The organism is Streptomyces asoensis (genome assembly GCF_016860545.1).
GTDB lineage: Bacteria > Actinomycetota > Actinomycetes > Streptomycetales > Streptomycetaceae > Streptomyces > Streptomyces asoensis.
Window position 1 is genome coordinate 211155 of record NZ_BNEB01000002.1, and the last position, 12551, is coordinate 223705.

The following is a 12551-nucleotide window of genomic DNA, read 5'->3' on the forward strand; positions in this document are numbered from 1 at the left end:
GGGCTCAGACGGCCGCGGCCGGGGGAGCGGCGGGGGCCACCGGCTCTACGGCCGGGCCGGGGATCGTGGCCGTCAGATCCGTCTCCTGCTCCTCGGGGAGCGTGCCGGTGGGCGGCGGGGTGACGACGGCGATCGCGGTGGTGATGACACCCGCCGGCTCCTCGGTCGCGTTGACATTCGAGGCGTCGACGACCTCGCGGCGGGAGATCTTCCAGATGGCCGCGCTGGAGGCGATCAGGAAGACCGCGACCACGGCCGTTCCCCAGTCGCCCAGGTCGGTGACGGACTCGGCGAGCGCGCCCACCAGGGCCGCGGCCGGGAGCGTCAGGCCCCACGCGACGAACATGCGGGTCGCGGTCGACCAGCGGACCACGCCCCCCTTGCGGCCGAGGCCCGCGCCCATCACCGAACCGGAGACCGAGTGGGTGGTGGAGAGGGAGAAGCCGAGGTGGGAGGAGGCCAGGATGACCGTGGCCGCGCTGGTCTGGGCGGCGAAGCCCTGCTGCGGCTGGAGGTCGGTCAGGCCCTTGCCCATGGTGCGGATGATGCGCCAGCCGCCGAGGTAGGTGCCGAGCGCGATGGCCAGGCCTGCGGAGAGGATGACCCAGGTGGGCGGGTCGGAGTCGGGGGCCACCGCGCCGCCGGCCACCAGGGCCAGGGTGATGATGCCCATCGTCTTCTGCGCGTCGTTGGTGCCGTGCGCGAGGGAGACCAGACCGGCCGAGGCGATCTGGCCCGTGCGGTACCCCTTGGCCGCGGCCTTGCCGTCGGCCTTCTTGCCGAGGGTGTAGGACAGCCGGGTCGCGAGCATCGCCGCGACGCCCGCGACGATCGGTGCCGCGATCGCGGGGATCAGCACCTTGGTGACCAGGGCGTCACCGTGCACCGCGCCGGTACCGGCCGAGGCGATGGTGGCGCCGATCAGACCGCCCATCAGGGCGTGCGAGGAACTGGAGGGCAGACCCACCAGCCAGGTCAGCAGGTTCCAGAGGATCGCGCCGACCAGGGCGGCGAAGATGACCTCGGGACGGATGCCGGTCTCGTCGACGAGACCCTTGGAGATCGTGTTGGCGACCTCCACCGAGAGGAAAGCGCCCACAAGGTTGAGCACGGCGGACATGGCCACCGCGACCTTGGGCTTGAGTGCACCGGTCGAGATGGTGGTGGCCATCGCGTTGGCGGTGTCGTGAAAACCGTTCGTGAAATCGAACGCGAGTGCGGTAACGACCACAATCGCGAGGATCAGCGAGAAGTTTTCCATTTACCCAGGCAATCGTTCGAAGTCATTGGCTGGTTGACCGTAAGCAATCCGGGTGAACGGAAGATGAACTGAGAAGGGCATCCGGGTGTCTGTGTACGGGGGTCGGGAGAGCCCCTCCGCCGCCCGGCCGGGCGCCGTACGGCCGCCCGGCGCCGGCCCTGCCCGACGGGCCGTTCCAGGACGCCGGACGAGATCCTCGTCACGCCGTGACGGTCGACTCACGAGGGGTGATCGCCGGCCCCGGAACGCCCCTGCCCACGGGTGCCCGGGACCCCTCGGAGCCCGTCGGCGAGGGGAGCCGGAACGAACCCGTCCACCCGGCCCCGCGCCACCGCGGGACCCCGTGCCGGAACCCCCCTGCCCGCCCCCGAGCCCTCGATGCCGGAACTCACCGCCGGGCCCGTACCGCCCCCCGCCCCCGGCCGGCGCGGCCCCGCCGGTCCGGCCCTCGCCGGCGGTCATCGTGTACGAAACGCCCACCGCGACCTCGGCCCGGACCCCGCCGGTGCGTGACGGGCGGGTTCTCCGGCGGCGGCCCGCCGCGGCTGGCAGGATCGCGGCATGGCTGAGCAGCGGCACGAGCAGGTGGACGCCCGGGAGCGCCGAGGCGCACCGGACCGGGAACGACCGGGCCGGCACGCGGTGCTCGAGGAGGCACGGGCCTGGGAGGCCCTCGTCACGACGGCCCGCCGCACGGTGGCCGACCAGCTGGTCGTCGGCACCTCCGGCAACGTCTCCGTACGCGTCGGCGACACCGTGCTCGTCACCCCTTCGGGTGTGCCCTACGACCGGCTCACCCCGGACGACGTCACGGGCGTCGACCTCACCGGCCGGCAGGTCCTCGGCACCCTGCGCCCGACCAGCGAGCTGCCCATGCACCTGGCCGTCTACCGCACCACGGACGCCGAGGCGATCGTCCACACCCACGCCGTGCACGCGACCGCCGTCTCGACCCTCGTCACCGAGCTGCCCCGCGTCCACTACATGGCGGGCGCGCTCGGCGGCCCCGTCCGGGTCGCCCCCTACGCGGCCTACGGCACCCAGGAGTTGGCCGACCACATGCTCACGGCCCTCGCCGGCCGCAGCGGCTGCCTGCTGCGCAACCACGGCACCCTCACCTACGGCACCACCCTCGACCAGGCCTACGACCGCACGGCCCAACTGGAGTGGATGTGCCGCCTGTGGCTGACCGCCGCCTCGGTACCCGGCCTGGAACCCTCGCTGCTGACGGAGGAACAGATCGCCGAGGCGGGCGAACGGCTGCGCGGGTACGGCCAGCGCGACTGACCCGCCCGCCCCGCCGCCGCGCCCGCCCGGCGCACCGCCCGCACCCCGCCGTGCCCGGCCCCGCCCGCCTCCCGTCGCCGTCCCCCGGCCACCCTCACCACTGGCCGGGAGGTGGACGGGCCAGGACACTGGACGCGTGCGCACTGTCAAAGCGACGGCCGCCGCCGTCACCGCCGCCCTGGCCGCCTCCGCCGTCAGTGTCGCCGCCGGCCGGCTGGCCAGCGACGCCGCGCTGAAGGCGTCTCCCGGCCGCCCGCTGCCCACCGAACCGCGGCTCACCGTGCACGGCACGGCCGCCGGCCGGATCACGCTCACCCGGGACCTGGCCGCCCTGCGCCCCGGCACCTACGGCCTCGCCGGCAACGGCTCCCACGCCGTCGTGGGCCCGGTCCTGCCCACCGCCGCGGCCTCCGCCGACACCGTCGTGCGCCGCCTGGAGCGGGTCACCCACGGCACCCTGGACCCCGGCGACGCCGTCTGGCTCACCCCCAACCTCCATGTCGGCAACCCCGGCAGCGCCCTCGGCCTCGACCACGCCGACATCGACGTCCCCGGCGAGCTGGGCAACCTGCCCGCCTGGTTCGTCCCCGCGGCGCGCCGCACCTGGGTGATCGCCGTGCACGGCCTGGGCACCACCCGGGAACACGCCCTGAACGTCATGGGCTTCCTGCACCGCAGGCACTTCCCCGTGCTGGCCCTCGCCCACCGCGGCGACCTCGGCGCGCCCCGCTCCCCGGACGGCCTGAACCACCTCGGCGCCACCGAGTGGCGCGACCTGGACGCGGCCATGCGGTACGCGGTGCGCTACGGCGCCGAACGCCTCGTGCTGTTCGGCTGGTCCACCGGCGCCACCATGGCCCTGCGCGCCGCCGCCGACTCGGGGCTGCGCGACCTCGTCTCCGGGCTCGTCCTGGACTCCCCGGTCCTCGACTGGCGGACCACCGTGCGCGCCCTCGCCGCCGCGCGGCACACCCCCGGCGCGCTGCTGCCGCTCGCGGTCCGCGCCGCCGAGGGCCGCACCGGCCTGCACTCGGGCCCCGGCGGCCACGGCGACGCGGTGGCCGACCCGGACCGGCTGAGGGTCCCGACGCTCGTCCTGCACGGCCCCGACGACACCGTCGCCCCCTGGGGCCCCTCCCGCCGCCTCGCCGGCCGCCGCCCCGAGCTGGTCACCCTGCACACCGTCCCGCACGCGCCGCACGGCGCCATGTGGAACCCCGACCCGGCCGCCTACGAGGAGGCCCTGCGCCGCTTCCTGACCCCGCTGATGTGACCCGCCGCAGATCCCGGCCGCCCACCGCGCGGGTCCGCTCCCGGCCCGCGCGGACGCGGGCTCCCGGACCGGTCCCGCCGGTTCCGTTCAAGCCCGTACCACTGGCCTGAACGCACCCGCCGACCCCGCGCGGAACCCGGTGCCTTGGCCAGTCCCGTAGCCCGCCGTGACATTCCGTTTGGGTTTTCGGACCGTCAACCGGAAGACTGCACCCGTGACGTCCCGTATCCCGCGCGACTCCAGGCTTCGACTCGTCCGCCCGCGACCCCTGGCCGCCGCACCCTCAGCTGTGAACGAGCGGCGCCCGCGCCGCCCCGCACCCCGCCCGCCGGAGGGCACCCCGGCCCCCGCGGAGCTGGCCAGAATGGCGCGCTCCGGACTGGCCGCCGCGGCCCGCGTCGCCCGCTGGGCCGACAACGCCCTCGGCCCCGGCCGAGACGCCGCCACGGCCGACGGCAAGGCCACCCTCTCCGACGCGACCGCCGAACGCGCGGCCGCCGATCTGGGCCTGACCACGGACCGGGTCCGTGCCGACTGGGACACCGCCCGCCTCGCCGGTCTCGTCGAGGTGCACGGCGACAGCGCCCGCCCCGGCTGGCGCCTGCGCGCCTGGAACCGCGACGACAGCGCCGTCCTGCGCGGCTGGGTCGCCCTGTTCGACGCCTGGTCGCTGGCCTCCCCGGAACCCGGGGACCAGGAGCCCGGCGCGGTGGCCGAGGTCGTCTCGGCCATGCCCCAGGTGCTCTCCTTCCTCCAGCTCTCCGCCGGGCCCGTCCCCGTGGAGCAGCTGCTGGACCTGCTGCGCCAGCGCGTCACCGAACTGCGCACCGAACGCTGCGAGGTGCCCTACGGCGCCGGTTCGGAACCCGCGACCCCCCTCGCCCCGGTCCTCTCCGCCGACGCCGACCCGGCGGAGCCCGCGCACAACGCCGAACTCGCCCCGCTGCTCGACTGGGCGCTGCACGCCCTCGCCGCCGTGGGCGCCCTCACCTGCGGCTCGGGCCAGGCCACGCTGACACCGCTGGGCAGCTGGGCGGTGTGGGTCAAGCTGGAGCAGATCTGCGTCGCCGCGCAGAGCCCGGCCGGCAACATCGAGCAGTCGGCCGAGGCCATGCTGCGCGGCTGCGCCCAGCTGCGCCCCAACGCGGCCCGCGCGGAGTACCGCGCCTGGCTGGCCGCCCGGACCGTCGGCAGCGCCGTCGCCGAACTGCTCCTCGCCGCCCGGGGCGACGACGCCCTGCTGCGCGGCCTCGCCTTCGAGGCGCTGCGCGTCGTCGGCGCCCCCGCCGAGCCCGACGTCCGCGCGGTCGTCGACGAGCCGGCGCTGCGGCCGTACGCGCTGCTGTGGCTCGCCGAACACGACGGCGTCGACCCGGAGGACGCCCACGAGGTGCTCACCCGGCAGGAGGCCACCTGGCTGTGGGTCGACACCGCCGCGGCCGTGGCCGACCACGGGGAGGCGCCGATGCTCGTGCGCCATCTGGAGTCCGCCCTTCAGCCGACCGTCCCCGCGCTGCTGACCGAGGTGCGGGCGGTCGGGCATCCGCGCACCGTGCAGGTGCTCGTGGCGCTCGCCGCCGCGCATCCCGACCCGGCGCTCGCCAAGGCCGTCCGCCGGGCCGCGTTCCAGGTGCACACCGGGGGCAGCTGACCGGCCCCCGCGCGGAGCTCCCCGGGGAGCTCCGCGCCCGGCCCGGGCAGGCCCCGGCGGGTCCTGCGAGGGGGCGGGGCGCCCTCAGCCCTGTAGCTCGGGCGCGTAGGTGCCGAAGCTCCAGAGGTTGCCCTCGAGGTCGCGGGCCAGGTAGTCGCGGGAGCCGTAGTCCTGGTCCGTCGGGGGCGTCAGGACCTCCACGCCGTGTTCCACGGCCCGCCGGTGGTGTGCGTCCACGTCGTCCACCACCACGTACACCCCGGCCGGACCCCCGTCCTTCATCGCCGTGTCGAAGACACCGCCGCGCCCCTTGGAACCGAGCATCACCACGCCGTTGCCCTGCGCCAGCTCGGCGTGTACGACCGCGCCGTCCTCTCCCTCGTACACGGACAGTTCGGTGAAGCCCAGCGCCTGTGTGAGCTGCCGGATCGCCGCCTTCGCGTCGGCGTACAGCAGTGCCGGGCAGATGCCGGGCCGCGCGCTCGTGCCTGCCATGCGGATCACTCCCCTGGGATCGATGCCGGTGCCGGATTCGTCCGCCGTCGCCCAGTCTGGCACCCGCCACCGACAACGCCCCGCGACACCGGCGCACCGGGCGCGGGCGAAGATCGAACACCTGAAGCCAGAAAAAGTGCTTGCATCGGCCCGTTAGACTGGCCTCATGGCCATTCTCCTCGCGCATTAGACGGCGGGAACGTCCTCAGCCGCCCATCCCGCCAACGACCCCCGCACTGGAGTCTGTCCGTGATCTCCGCCTCCGGCATCGAGCTGCGCGCCGGTGCCCGCATCCTCATCGAGAACGCCTCCTTCCGTGTGGCCAAGGGCGACCGCATCGGTCTCGTCGGGCGCAACGGCGCCGGCAAGACCACGCTGACCAAGGTCCTGGCGGGGGAGGGCATCCCCGCCGCGGGACAGGTCACCCGCTCCGGCGAGGTCGGCTACCTCCCGCAGGACCCCCGCACCGGCGACCTCGACGTGCTGGCCCGCGACCGCATCCTGTCCGCGCGCGGTCTGGACGTGCTGATCCGCAAGATGCGCGAGAACGAGCAGCGGATCGCCAACGGCAGCGGCGCCACCCGCGACAAGGCGATGCGCCAGTACGAGCGCCAGGAGACGGAGTTCCTCACCAAGGGCGGCTACGCCGCCGAGGCCGAGGCCGCCACCATCGCCGCCGCGCTCAACCTGCCCGACCGGGTGCTCGGCCAGCCCCTGCACACGCTCTCCGGCGGTCAGCGACGCCGGGTCGAGCTGGCCCGCATCCTGTTCTCCGACGCGGACACACTGCTGCTCGACGAGCCGACCAACCACCTCGACGCCGACTCGATCGTCTGGCTGCGCGACTACCTCAAGACGTACCGCGGCGGCTTCATCGTCATCAGCCACGACGTCGACCTGGTCGAGACGGTCGTCAACAAGGTGTTCTACCTCGACGCCAACCGCTCCCAGATCGACGTCTACAACATGGGCTGGCGGCTCTACCAGCAGCAGCGCGAGTCCGACGAGAAGCGCCGCAAGCGGGAGCGGCAGAACGCCGAGAAGAAGGCCGCCGCGCTGCACTCGCAGGCCGACAAGATGCGCGCCAAGGCCACCAAGACGGTCGCCGCGCAGAACATGGCGCGCCGTGCCGACAAGCTGCTCTCCGGCCTGGAAGCGGTCCGCCAGTCCGACAAGGTCGCCAAGCTCCGCTTCCCCGAGCCCGCGCCCTGCGGCAAGACGCCCCTGATGGCCGAGGGCCTGTCCAAGTCCTACGGCTCGCTGGAGATCTTCACCGACGTCGACCTGGCCATCGACAAGGGCTCGCGCGTCGTGATCCTCGGACTGAACGGCGCCGGCAAGACGACCCTGCTGCGGCTGCTCGGCGGGGCGGAGAAGCCCGACACCGGAGAGGTCGTCGCCGGCCACGGGCTCAAGCTCGGCTACTACGCGCAGGAGCACGAGACCCTCGACCCCGAGCGCACGGTCCTGGAGAACATGCGGTCCGCCGCCCCCGACCTGGATCTGGTCGAGGTCCGCAAGACGCTCGGTTCCTTCCTGTTCTCCGGCGACGACGTCGACAAGCCCGCCGGTGTCCTGTCCGGCGGGGAGAAGACCCGGCTGGCCCTGGCCACGCTCGTGGTCTCCTCGGCCAACGTGCTGCTGCTCGACGAGCCCACCAACAACCTCGACCCGGCCAGCCGCGAGGAGATCCTCGGCGCGCTGCGGACGTACAAGGGCGCGGTCGTCCTCGTCACCCACGACGAGGGCGCGGTGGAGGCGCTCCAGCCGGAGCGGATCATCCTGCTGCCGGACGGCGTCGAGGACCTGTGGGGTGCCGACTACGCGGATCTGGTCGCCCTGGCCTGACCGGCCCGGCGGGCCGCGGCCACGGGCCGTCCGCCGCGCGCTCCGACGGGTGATCCACGGCGTTGGATCATTCGTCTGGATCATTCGGCCTACCGGTGATCCATCATCTGTGTGAGATCTCCTCGTATCGAGGTGTGTCCTACATCGATTTCACGGCCGATCCCTTTGTCGACAAGGGGTCGGCCGTCGCGCGTCTCTGACCTGCCCTTTCACGGGACAACCCGTTCGGCCCCACGAACGCCGACAGCTGGAATCCGGCATTCCGTTCGTGGGGACGCGCTCCTGTCGTCAAAACCCTGTCGCACGGACCTTGCCGAATGGGTGGCCATCACGCGCCGGAGGGGTGATCATGAGGATGACCAGAGCGCACTTCCCATGAGGAGGCACGGGTGGCCGAGACTCTGAAGAAGGGCAGCCGGGTGACCGGCGCCGCGCGCGACAAGCTCGCGGCAGACCTGAAGAAGAAGTACGACTCCGGGGCGAGCATCCGGGCGCTGGCCGAGGAAACCGGTCGCTCGTATGGCTTTGTCCACCGGATGCTCAGCGAGTCGGGCGTCACGCTGCGCGGGCGCGGCGGGGCGACCCGGGGCAAGAAGGCCGCCTCGTCCTGACGCGGGCCGGCCCACCGCCTTCGGTGACCACCCGGCCGGTGCCCCTCCGGACCCTGAAGGGGCCCGGCGGGATTCCGGATCGGCCGGGTGGTTACTGTGCAGTCACTTAGCTGACCGCTAGCTGACCGCACCCATCGGAGGCACGACATGGCCACGCCCGACCAGGAACTCGTTCCCCTGCTCGACAAGGACGGCGTACGCCTCACCGTCGACGACGCGCTCGCCACGGTGACGCTGGCCAACCCGGCCAAGCGCAACGCGCAGAGCCCCGCCATGTGGCGGGCGTTCGCGGAGGCCGGGCAGCTGGTGCCGGGCTCCGTCCGCGTGGTCGTGCTGCGCGGCGAGGGCAAGTCCTTCTCCGCGGGGCTCGACCGGCAGATGTTCACGCCCGAGGGGATCGAGGGCGAGCCGTCCTTCATCGATCTCGCGCGCAGCGGCGACGCCGAACTCGACGCCGCCATCGCCGGGTTCCAGGAGGGCTTCACCTGGTGGCGGCGCAACGACCTCGTGTCCATCGCCGCCGTCCAGGGCCATGCCATCGGTGCCGGCTTCCAGCTGGCCCTCGCCTGTGATCTGCGGGTCGTCGCCGACGACGTGCAGTTCGCCATGCGGGAGACCGGCCTCGGCCTCGTACCCGACCTGACGGGCACCCACCCCCTCGTCTCGCTGGTCGGCTACGGCCGCGCCGCCGAGATCTGCCTGACCGGCCGGTTCGTCGGCGCGCAGGAGGCGGTCGCCTCGGGCCTCGCCAACCTCGCCGTGCCCGCGGCGGAACTCGACGCGGCGGCCCGCGAGCTCGCCGCCGCGGTCCTCGCCGCACCCCGGGAGGCCGTCATCGAGACCAAGGCCCTGCTGCGGGGCGCCGCCGACCGCACCTACGACGAGCAGCGCGCCGCCGAGCGGGCCGCCCAGGGCCGCCGGCTGCGGGACCTGGCCGGGATCGGCGAATGAGCCGCCTCCTCCCGGACCCCGCTCACTCCACCGCCGTGACCAGCACGGTCACCGTCGGGTGATCCCCTAGCGCCTCCGGCACCACCCGGCGCACCTGCCGGGCCACGTCCAGGGCCCGGTGGTGCGCGCTCACCGCGATCTCCACGCGTGCGTGGCGGCGCGGCAGGGCCGCCGCCCGCTCCCGCTCCTCGATGCGCACCGCCCCGCCGGCGACGTCGGTCAGCCGCGTCACCCCCGGCACGGACAGCGCGGCGACGGCCGCGCGTGCCTCGTCGCCGTGCTGCGCCGTCCCCACCGGGGGCGGTTCGGAAGCGGGCCGTACCGCCGCCGGTTCCGGGGCCTCCTCCAGCAGGGCGGTCACCCGTAGATCCACGTCCGACACCGGCAGGCCCAGACGCTCCGTCGCGGCCGCCGCCAGCGCCGCCCGCAGCCGGGCCGCGGCCGCCGGCAACGGCTCGGACGCGAACACGGCGATGTCCGCCGTCACCCGCAGCGGGCCGGGCGGCAGGGCGCCGGGCGGGGGCGGCACCGCGGGTTCGTACACCCCGGCCGGATCGGCCGCGGCGATCCGCAGCACGCCCGGCCGGACGCCCTCCACCTGCCGCACCGCCCGCCGCAGCACCGCCACGGCCGCGGTCTCCGTGATCCACGCACCGTCCCGCGGCCCGCCCAGGGGGAGCAGCCGGCCGAGGGCCAGCTGCTGCCGTACCGCGCTCGTCCATCCGTCCGCCGTCATTGCTCCAGCCTGCCGCATCCCCGGGGCGCGGCGGCGCAACCGCGCTTACGGTGGTCACAGGAACGAGGAACGAACCGGACGTAAGGACGTACGGCGATGACCGAGCCAACGGAGCAGCACCGCACCCAGGTCTCCGACTCAGGAACCGAGCCGCTGGGGACCCGCAAGACGACCAGACGCGGCGGCGGGGACCCGTCGACCCGGGGGCGCACCACCATCGCCGACGGGGTCGTGGAGAAGATCGCGGGCCTCGCGGCACGGGACGTCCTGGGCGTCCACGCGATGGGCAGCGGCCTCAGCCGCACCTTCGGAGCAGTGCGGGACCGGGTGCCCGGCGGCTCGAAGTCGGTGACCCGAGGAGTCAAGGCCGAGGTCGGCGAGGTGCAGACCGCCCTCGACCTGGAGATCGTCGTCGACTACGGCGTGGCCATCGCCGATGTCGCGCAGGCCGTGCGGGAGAACGTGATCGCGGCCGTGGAGCGGATGACCGGACTCCAGGTCGTCGAGGTCAACATCGCGGTCAGCGACGTCAAGCTGCCCGACGAAGAGGACGAGGAGCCGGAACCCCGGATCCAGTGACACCGCAGACGGCCGGGTGACCGGACCGCCGAGGGGAGAGCACCTTGAGCATGGCCGTGGTCGGCATGATCGCCGGCATGGCGCTGGGCTTCGCCGGATACTTCGGCGGGTTCGGAGCCTTCCTGCTGGTGGCGGCACTTGGCGCCATCGGGTTCGTCGTCGGCCGGTTCCTCGAGGGGGACCTGGAGCTCGGCGACCTGTTCCGCACCCGCGGCGACCGGCGCCGGTGAGACCCGTGGAGGAGGGAGGCGGCGCCGCGGGCGGGCGCCCGTCCGCCGTTCCCCCGGGCGAGCGCGGTGCGACCCGCATCGCCGACCGGGTCGTGGCGAAGATCGCCTCGCAGGCCGCGCGTGAGGCGGTCGGCCCGCTGCCGGACGACGCCGGGCGCCCGCACGCCACCGTCGTCGTCCACCACGAGGCGGCGCACGTCCGGGTCCACCTCGAACTCGACTATCCGACCGACATCGGCGCGCGCTGCCACCGGGTGCGTCGGCATGTCGCCGAGCGGGTAGGCGCGTTGGTGGGAATGGAGGTCCCGGAGGTCGCCGTCCAGGTGGAACGGCTGCACCTGGCATCGGCCGCCGGCCCGGCGCACGGGAGGACGCGATGAGCGAGCCCACAGGCTTGCAGGGCACAGTGCCCGTTCTGGACAAACCCACGCGCGACGAAGGACCCGGCACGACGGGCGCCGCCGAGCACCGCTTCTGGTCGGCGCGCCGGGTCCCGGCCGCCGTCGTCGCGGTCGTGCTGCTCGTCGTCGCCGGGGCCTTCCTGTACGACGTGGCGGCCGTGCGCGCGCATCGCTCCGCCATGGCCTGGCGCAGCGGACTGGCCCACCAGCTGGCCGAACGCCCCCTGGACGACATCTGGGTACGGGTCGGGGCCGGTGTCGCGGCGGCCCTCGGTCTGTGGCTGATCCTGCTGGCCGTGACCCCCGGGCTCCGGGACGTCCTGCCGATGCGCCGCACCCACCCGGACGTCCGGGCGGGACTGGACCGCGACGCGGCCGCCCTGGTGCTGCGCGACCGGGCCATGGAGGTGGCCGGCGTGCAGTCGGTACGGGTGCGCGCGGGCCGGCGCAGGGCGGACGTCCGGGCCCTGTGCCACTTCCGCGACCTGGACGACGTGCACGCCGACCTGGACGCCGTTCTCGCCGACGCGGTCCGCGGCCTCGGACTGGTCCGGCCGCTCACCCTGTCGGTCCATGTACGGCGACCCGGGAAGAAGAGGTGAGCGCGATGCTCGCCACCGTCAACCGCGTGCTCCTCGCCGTCGTCGGAGCGGTGCTGCTCGCCGTCGGCGGCGCGGTGCTGGCCGTGGGGTTCGGCGCCCCGCCGCCCTCCTGGTGGCTGCACCAGGGCCCTCACGACGTCCTGCTCACCACCGCCGAACGCACCCGCTGGCGCGGTGACGGCTGGTGGTGGCCGACGGTGATCGGCGCCCTCGCCCTCCTCGTCCTGCTGGCCCTGTGGTGGCTCACCGCGGTCCTGCGCCGCCGTCGGCTCGGGGAGCTCCTCGTGGACACGGGCGACGGAGCGGGAGCCCTGCTGCGCGGCCGCGCCCTGGAGGGCGTCCTCACCGCCGATGCGGCGCGGCTGGACGGCGTCGCCCACGCGCACGTGGCGCTGACCGGCCGCAGGGAGGCACCCGCGGCGCGGGTACGCCTGCAACTGGAGCCGCACGTGGACCCGGCGACGACCCTGGACCAGCTCACGGCGAGGGCCCTGACCCACGCGCGGGAGTCGGCGGCGCTGGAAGCCCTGCCCGCGGAGGTCCGGATGCGGGGCGTCAGGCACAAGGCGGAACGGGTCAGTTAGGCAGGCACGCACAGACGGGCACGGGAAGGGCCGGCCGCGGAC

At 74.3% G+C, this 12551-nt stretch carries 14 protein-coding genes; 11 read left to right on the top strand and 3 right to left on the bottom strand.

Annotated elements, in window-relative coordinates; genetic code table 11:
• Window positions 1-4 precede the first annotated feature (4 nt).
• Window positions 5-1261 (bottom strand): inorganic phosphate transporter, encoded by a 1257-nt coding sequence (locus Saso_RS04075; protein ID WP_189927840.1) that lies wholly within the window; start codon window positions 1259-1261, stop codon window positions 5-7.
• Window positions 1262-1822: 561 nt separating this feature from the next.
• Here Saso_RS04075 and Saso_RS04080 point away from each other — a divergent pair.
• From Saso_RS04080 to Saso_RS04090, 3 genes are all read left to right on the top strand, one after another.
• A complete protein-coding gene (locus Saso_RS04080) occupies window positions 1823-2548 on the top strand; it encodes a class II aldolase/adducin family protein (protein ID WP_189927839.1) in 726 nt (241 codons plus the stop codon).
• 136 nt (window positions 2549-2684) lie between these two features.
• Window positions 2685-3821 (top strand): alpha/beta hydrolase, encoded by a 1137-nt coding sequence (locus Saso_RS04085; protein ID WP_189927838.1) that lies wholly within the window; start codon window positions 2685-2687, stop codon window positions 3819-3821.
• A 214-nt stretch (window positions 3822-4035) separates the two neighbouring features.
• Window positions 4036-5472 (top strand): hypothetical protein, encoded by a 1437-nt coding sequence (locus tag Saso_RS04090; RefSeq protein WP_189927837.1) that lies wholly within the window; start codon window positions 4036-4038, stop codon window positions 5470-5472.
• 84 nt (window positions 5473-5556) lie between these two features.
• Here Saso_RS04090 and Saso_RS04095 read toward each other — a convergent pair whose 3' ends face one another.
• On the bottom strand, window positions 5557-5967 hold the full coding sequence (locus tag Saso_RS04095; RefSeq protein ID WP_189927836.1) for a VOC family protein: 411 nt from the start codon (window positions 5965-5967) through the stop codon (window positions 5557-5559).
• 249 nt (window positions 5968-6216) lie between these two features.
• Between Saso_RS04095 and abc-f the strand changes: the two genes are divergently transcribed.
• The 3 genes from abc-f (at window position 6217) to Saso_RS04110 (ending at window position 9377) form a co-directional block, all read left to right on the top strand.
• The gene (gene abc-f / locus Saso_RS04100) at window positions 6217-7815 is read left to right on the top strand and encodes a ribosomal protection-like ABC-F family protein (protein WP_189927835.1); all 1599 of its coding nucleotides are present in this window, start codon (window positions 6217-6219) and stop codon (window positions 7813-7815) included.
• Between the two features lie 389 nt (window positions 7816-8204).
• Complete coding sequence (locus Saso_RS04105; RefSeq protein WP_004002281.1) at window positions 8205-8426, top strand: helix-turn-helix domain-containing protein; 222 nt, start codon at window positions 8205-8207, stop codon at window positions 8424-8426.
• Between the two features lie 147 nt (window positions 8427-8573).
• Window positions 8574-9377, top strand: a complete 804-nt coding sequence (locus Saso_RS04110; protein WP_189927834.1) for an enoyl-CoA hydratase/isomerase family protein — start codon at window positions 8574-8576, stop codon at window positions 9375-9377.
• A 22-nt stretch (window positions 9378-9399) separates the two neighbouring features.
• Here the strand turns inward: Saso_RS04110 and Saso_RS04115 are convergent, their stop codons facing one another.
• The gene (locus tag Saso_RS04115; RefSeq protein WP_189927833.1) at window positions 9400-10113 is read right to left on the bottom strand and encodes a nucleopolyhedrovirus P10 family protein; all 714 of its coding nucleotides are present in this window, start codon (window positions 10111-10113) and stop codon (window positions 9400-9402) included.
• Between the two features lie 96 nt (window positions 10114-10209).
• Here Saso_RS04115 and Saso_RS04120 point away from each other — a divergent pair, with 96 nt between their 5' ends.
• From Saso_RS04120 to amaP, 5 genes are read left to right on the top strand one after another with little or no spacing between them, the layout of a single operon-like run.
• Window positions 10210-10692: an Asp23/Gls24 family envelope stress response protein gene (locus Saso_RS04120; RefSeq protein ID WP_189927832.1), complete on the top strand. Its 483-nt coding sequence runs from the start codon at window positions 10210-10212 to the stop codon at window positions 10690-10692.
• A gap of 44 nt (window positions 10693-10736) precedes the next feature.
• Window positions 10737-10922, top strand: a complete 186-nt coding sequence (locus Saso_RS04125) for a hypothetical protein (RefSeq protein WP_189927831.1) — start codon at window positions 10737-10739, stop codon at window positions 10920-10922.
• Window positions 10919-11302 (top strand): Asp23/Gls24 family envelope stress response protein, encoded by a 384-nt coding sequence (locus Saso_RS04130; protein ID WP_189927830.1) that lies wholly within the window; start codon window positions 10919-10921, stop codon window positions 11300-11302. Before Saso_RS04125 ends, Saso_RS04130 begins: the two co-directional genes overlap by 4 nt.
• Window positions 11299-11925 carry a DUF6286 domain-containing protein gene (locus Saso_RS04135; protein WP_189927829.1) on the top strand — a complete coding sequence of 209 codons (627 nt, stop codon included), beginning with the start codon at window positions 11299-11301 and terminating at the stop codon, window positions 11923-11925. The genes Saso_RS04130 and Saso_RS04135 overlap by 4 nt, the downstream gene beginning before the upstream one ends.
• 5 nt (window positions 11926-11930) lie before the next feature.
• Entirely contained in the window at window positions 11931-12509 is a 579-nt protein-coding gene (gene amaP, locus Saso_RS04140; protein ID WP_189927934.1) for an alkaline shock response membrane anchor protein AmaP, read from the top strand.
• Window positions 12510-12551: the final 42 nt, after the last annotated feature.

What these genes read in the sequence shown, in the direction of transcription:
- Saso_RS04075 (WP_189927840.1), bottom strand. Translation starts at nt 1,261, where the DNA reads ATGGAAAACTTCTCGCTGATCCTCGCGATTGTGGTCGTTACCGCACTC.
- Saso_RS04080 (WP_189927839.1), top strand. Translation starts at nt 1,823, where the DNA reads ATGGCTGAGCAGCGGCACGAGCAGGTGGACGCCCGGGAGCGCCGAGGC.
- Saso_RS04095 (WP_189927836.1), bottom strand. Translation starts at nt 5,967, where the DNA reads ATGGCAGGCACGAGCGCGCGGCCCGGCATCTGCCCGGCACTGCTGTAC.
- Saso_RS04110 (WP_189927834.1), top strand. Translation starts at nt 8,574, where the DNA reads ATGGCCACGCCCGACCAGGAACTCGTTCCCCTGCTCGACAAGGACGGC.
- Saso_RS04115 (WP_189927833.1), bottom strand. Translation starts at nt 10,113, where the DNA reads ATGACGGCGGACGGATGGACGAGCGCGGTACGGCAGCAGCTGGCCCTC.
- Saso_RS04120 (WP_189927832.1), top strand. Translation starts at nt 10,210, where the DNA reads ATGACCGAGCCAACGGAGCAGCACCGCACCCAGGTCTCCGACTCAGGA.
- Saso_RS04135 (WP_189927829.1), top strand. Translation starts at nt 11,299, where the DNA reads ATGAGCGAGCCCACAGGCTTGCAGGGCACAGTGCCCGTTCTGGACAAA.
- amaP (WP_189927934.1), top strand. Translation starts at nt 11,931, where the DNA reads ATGCTCGCCACCGTCAACCGCGTGCTCCTCGCCGTCGTCGGAGCGGTG.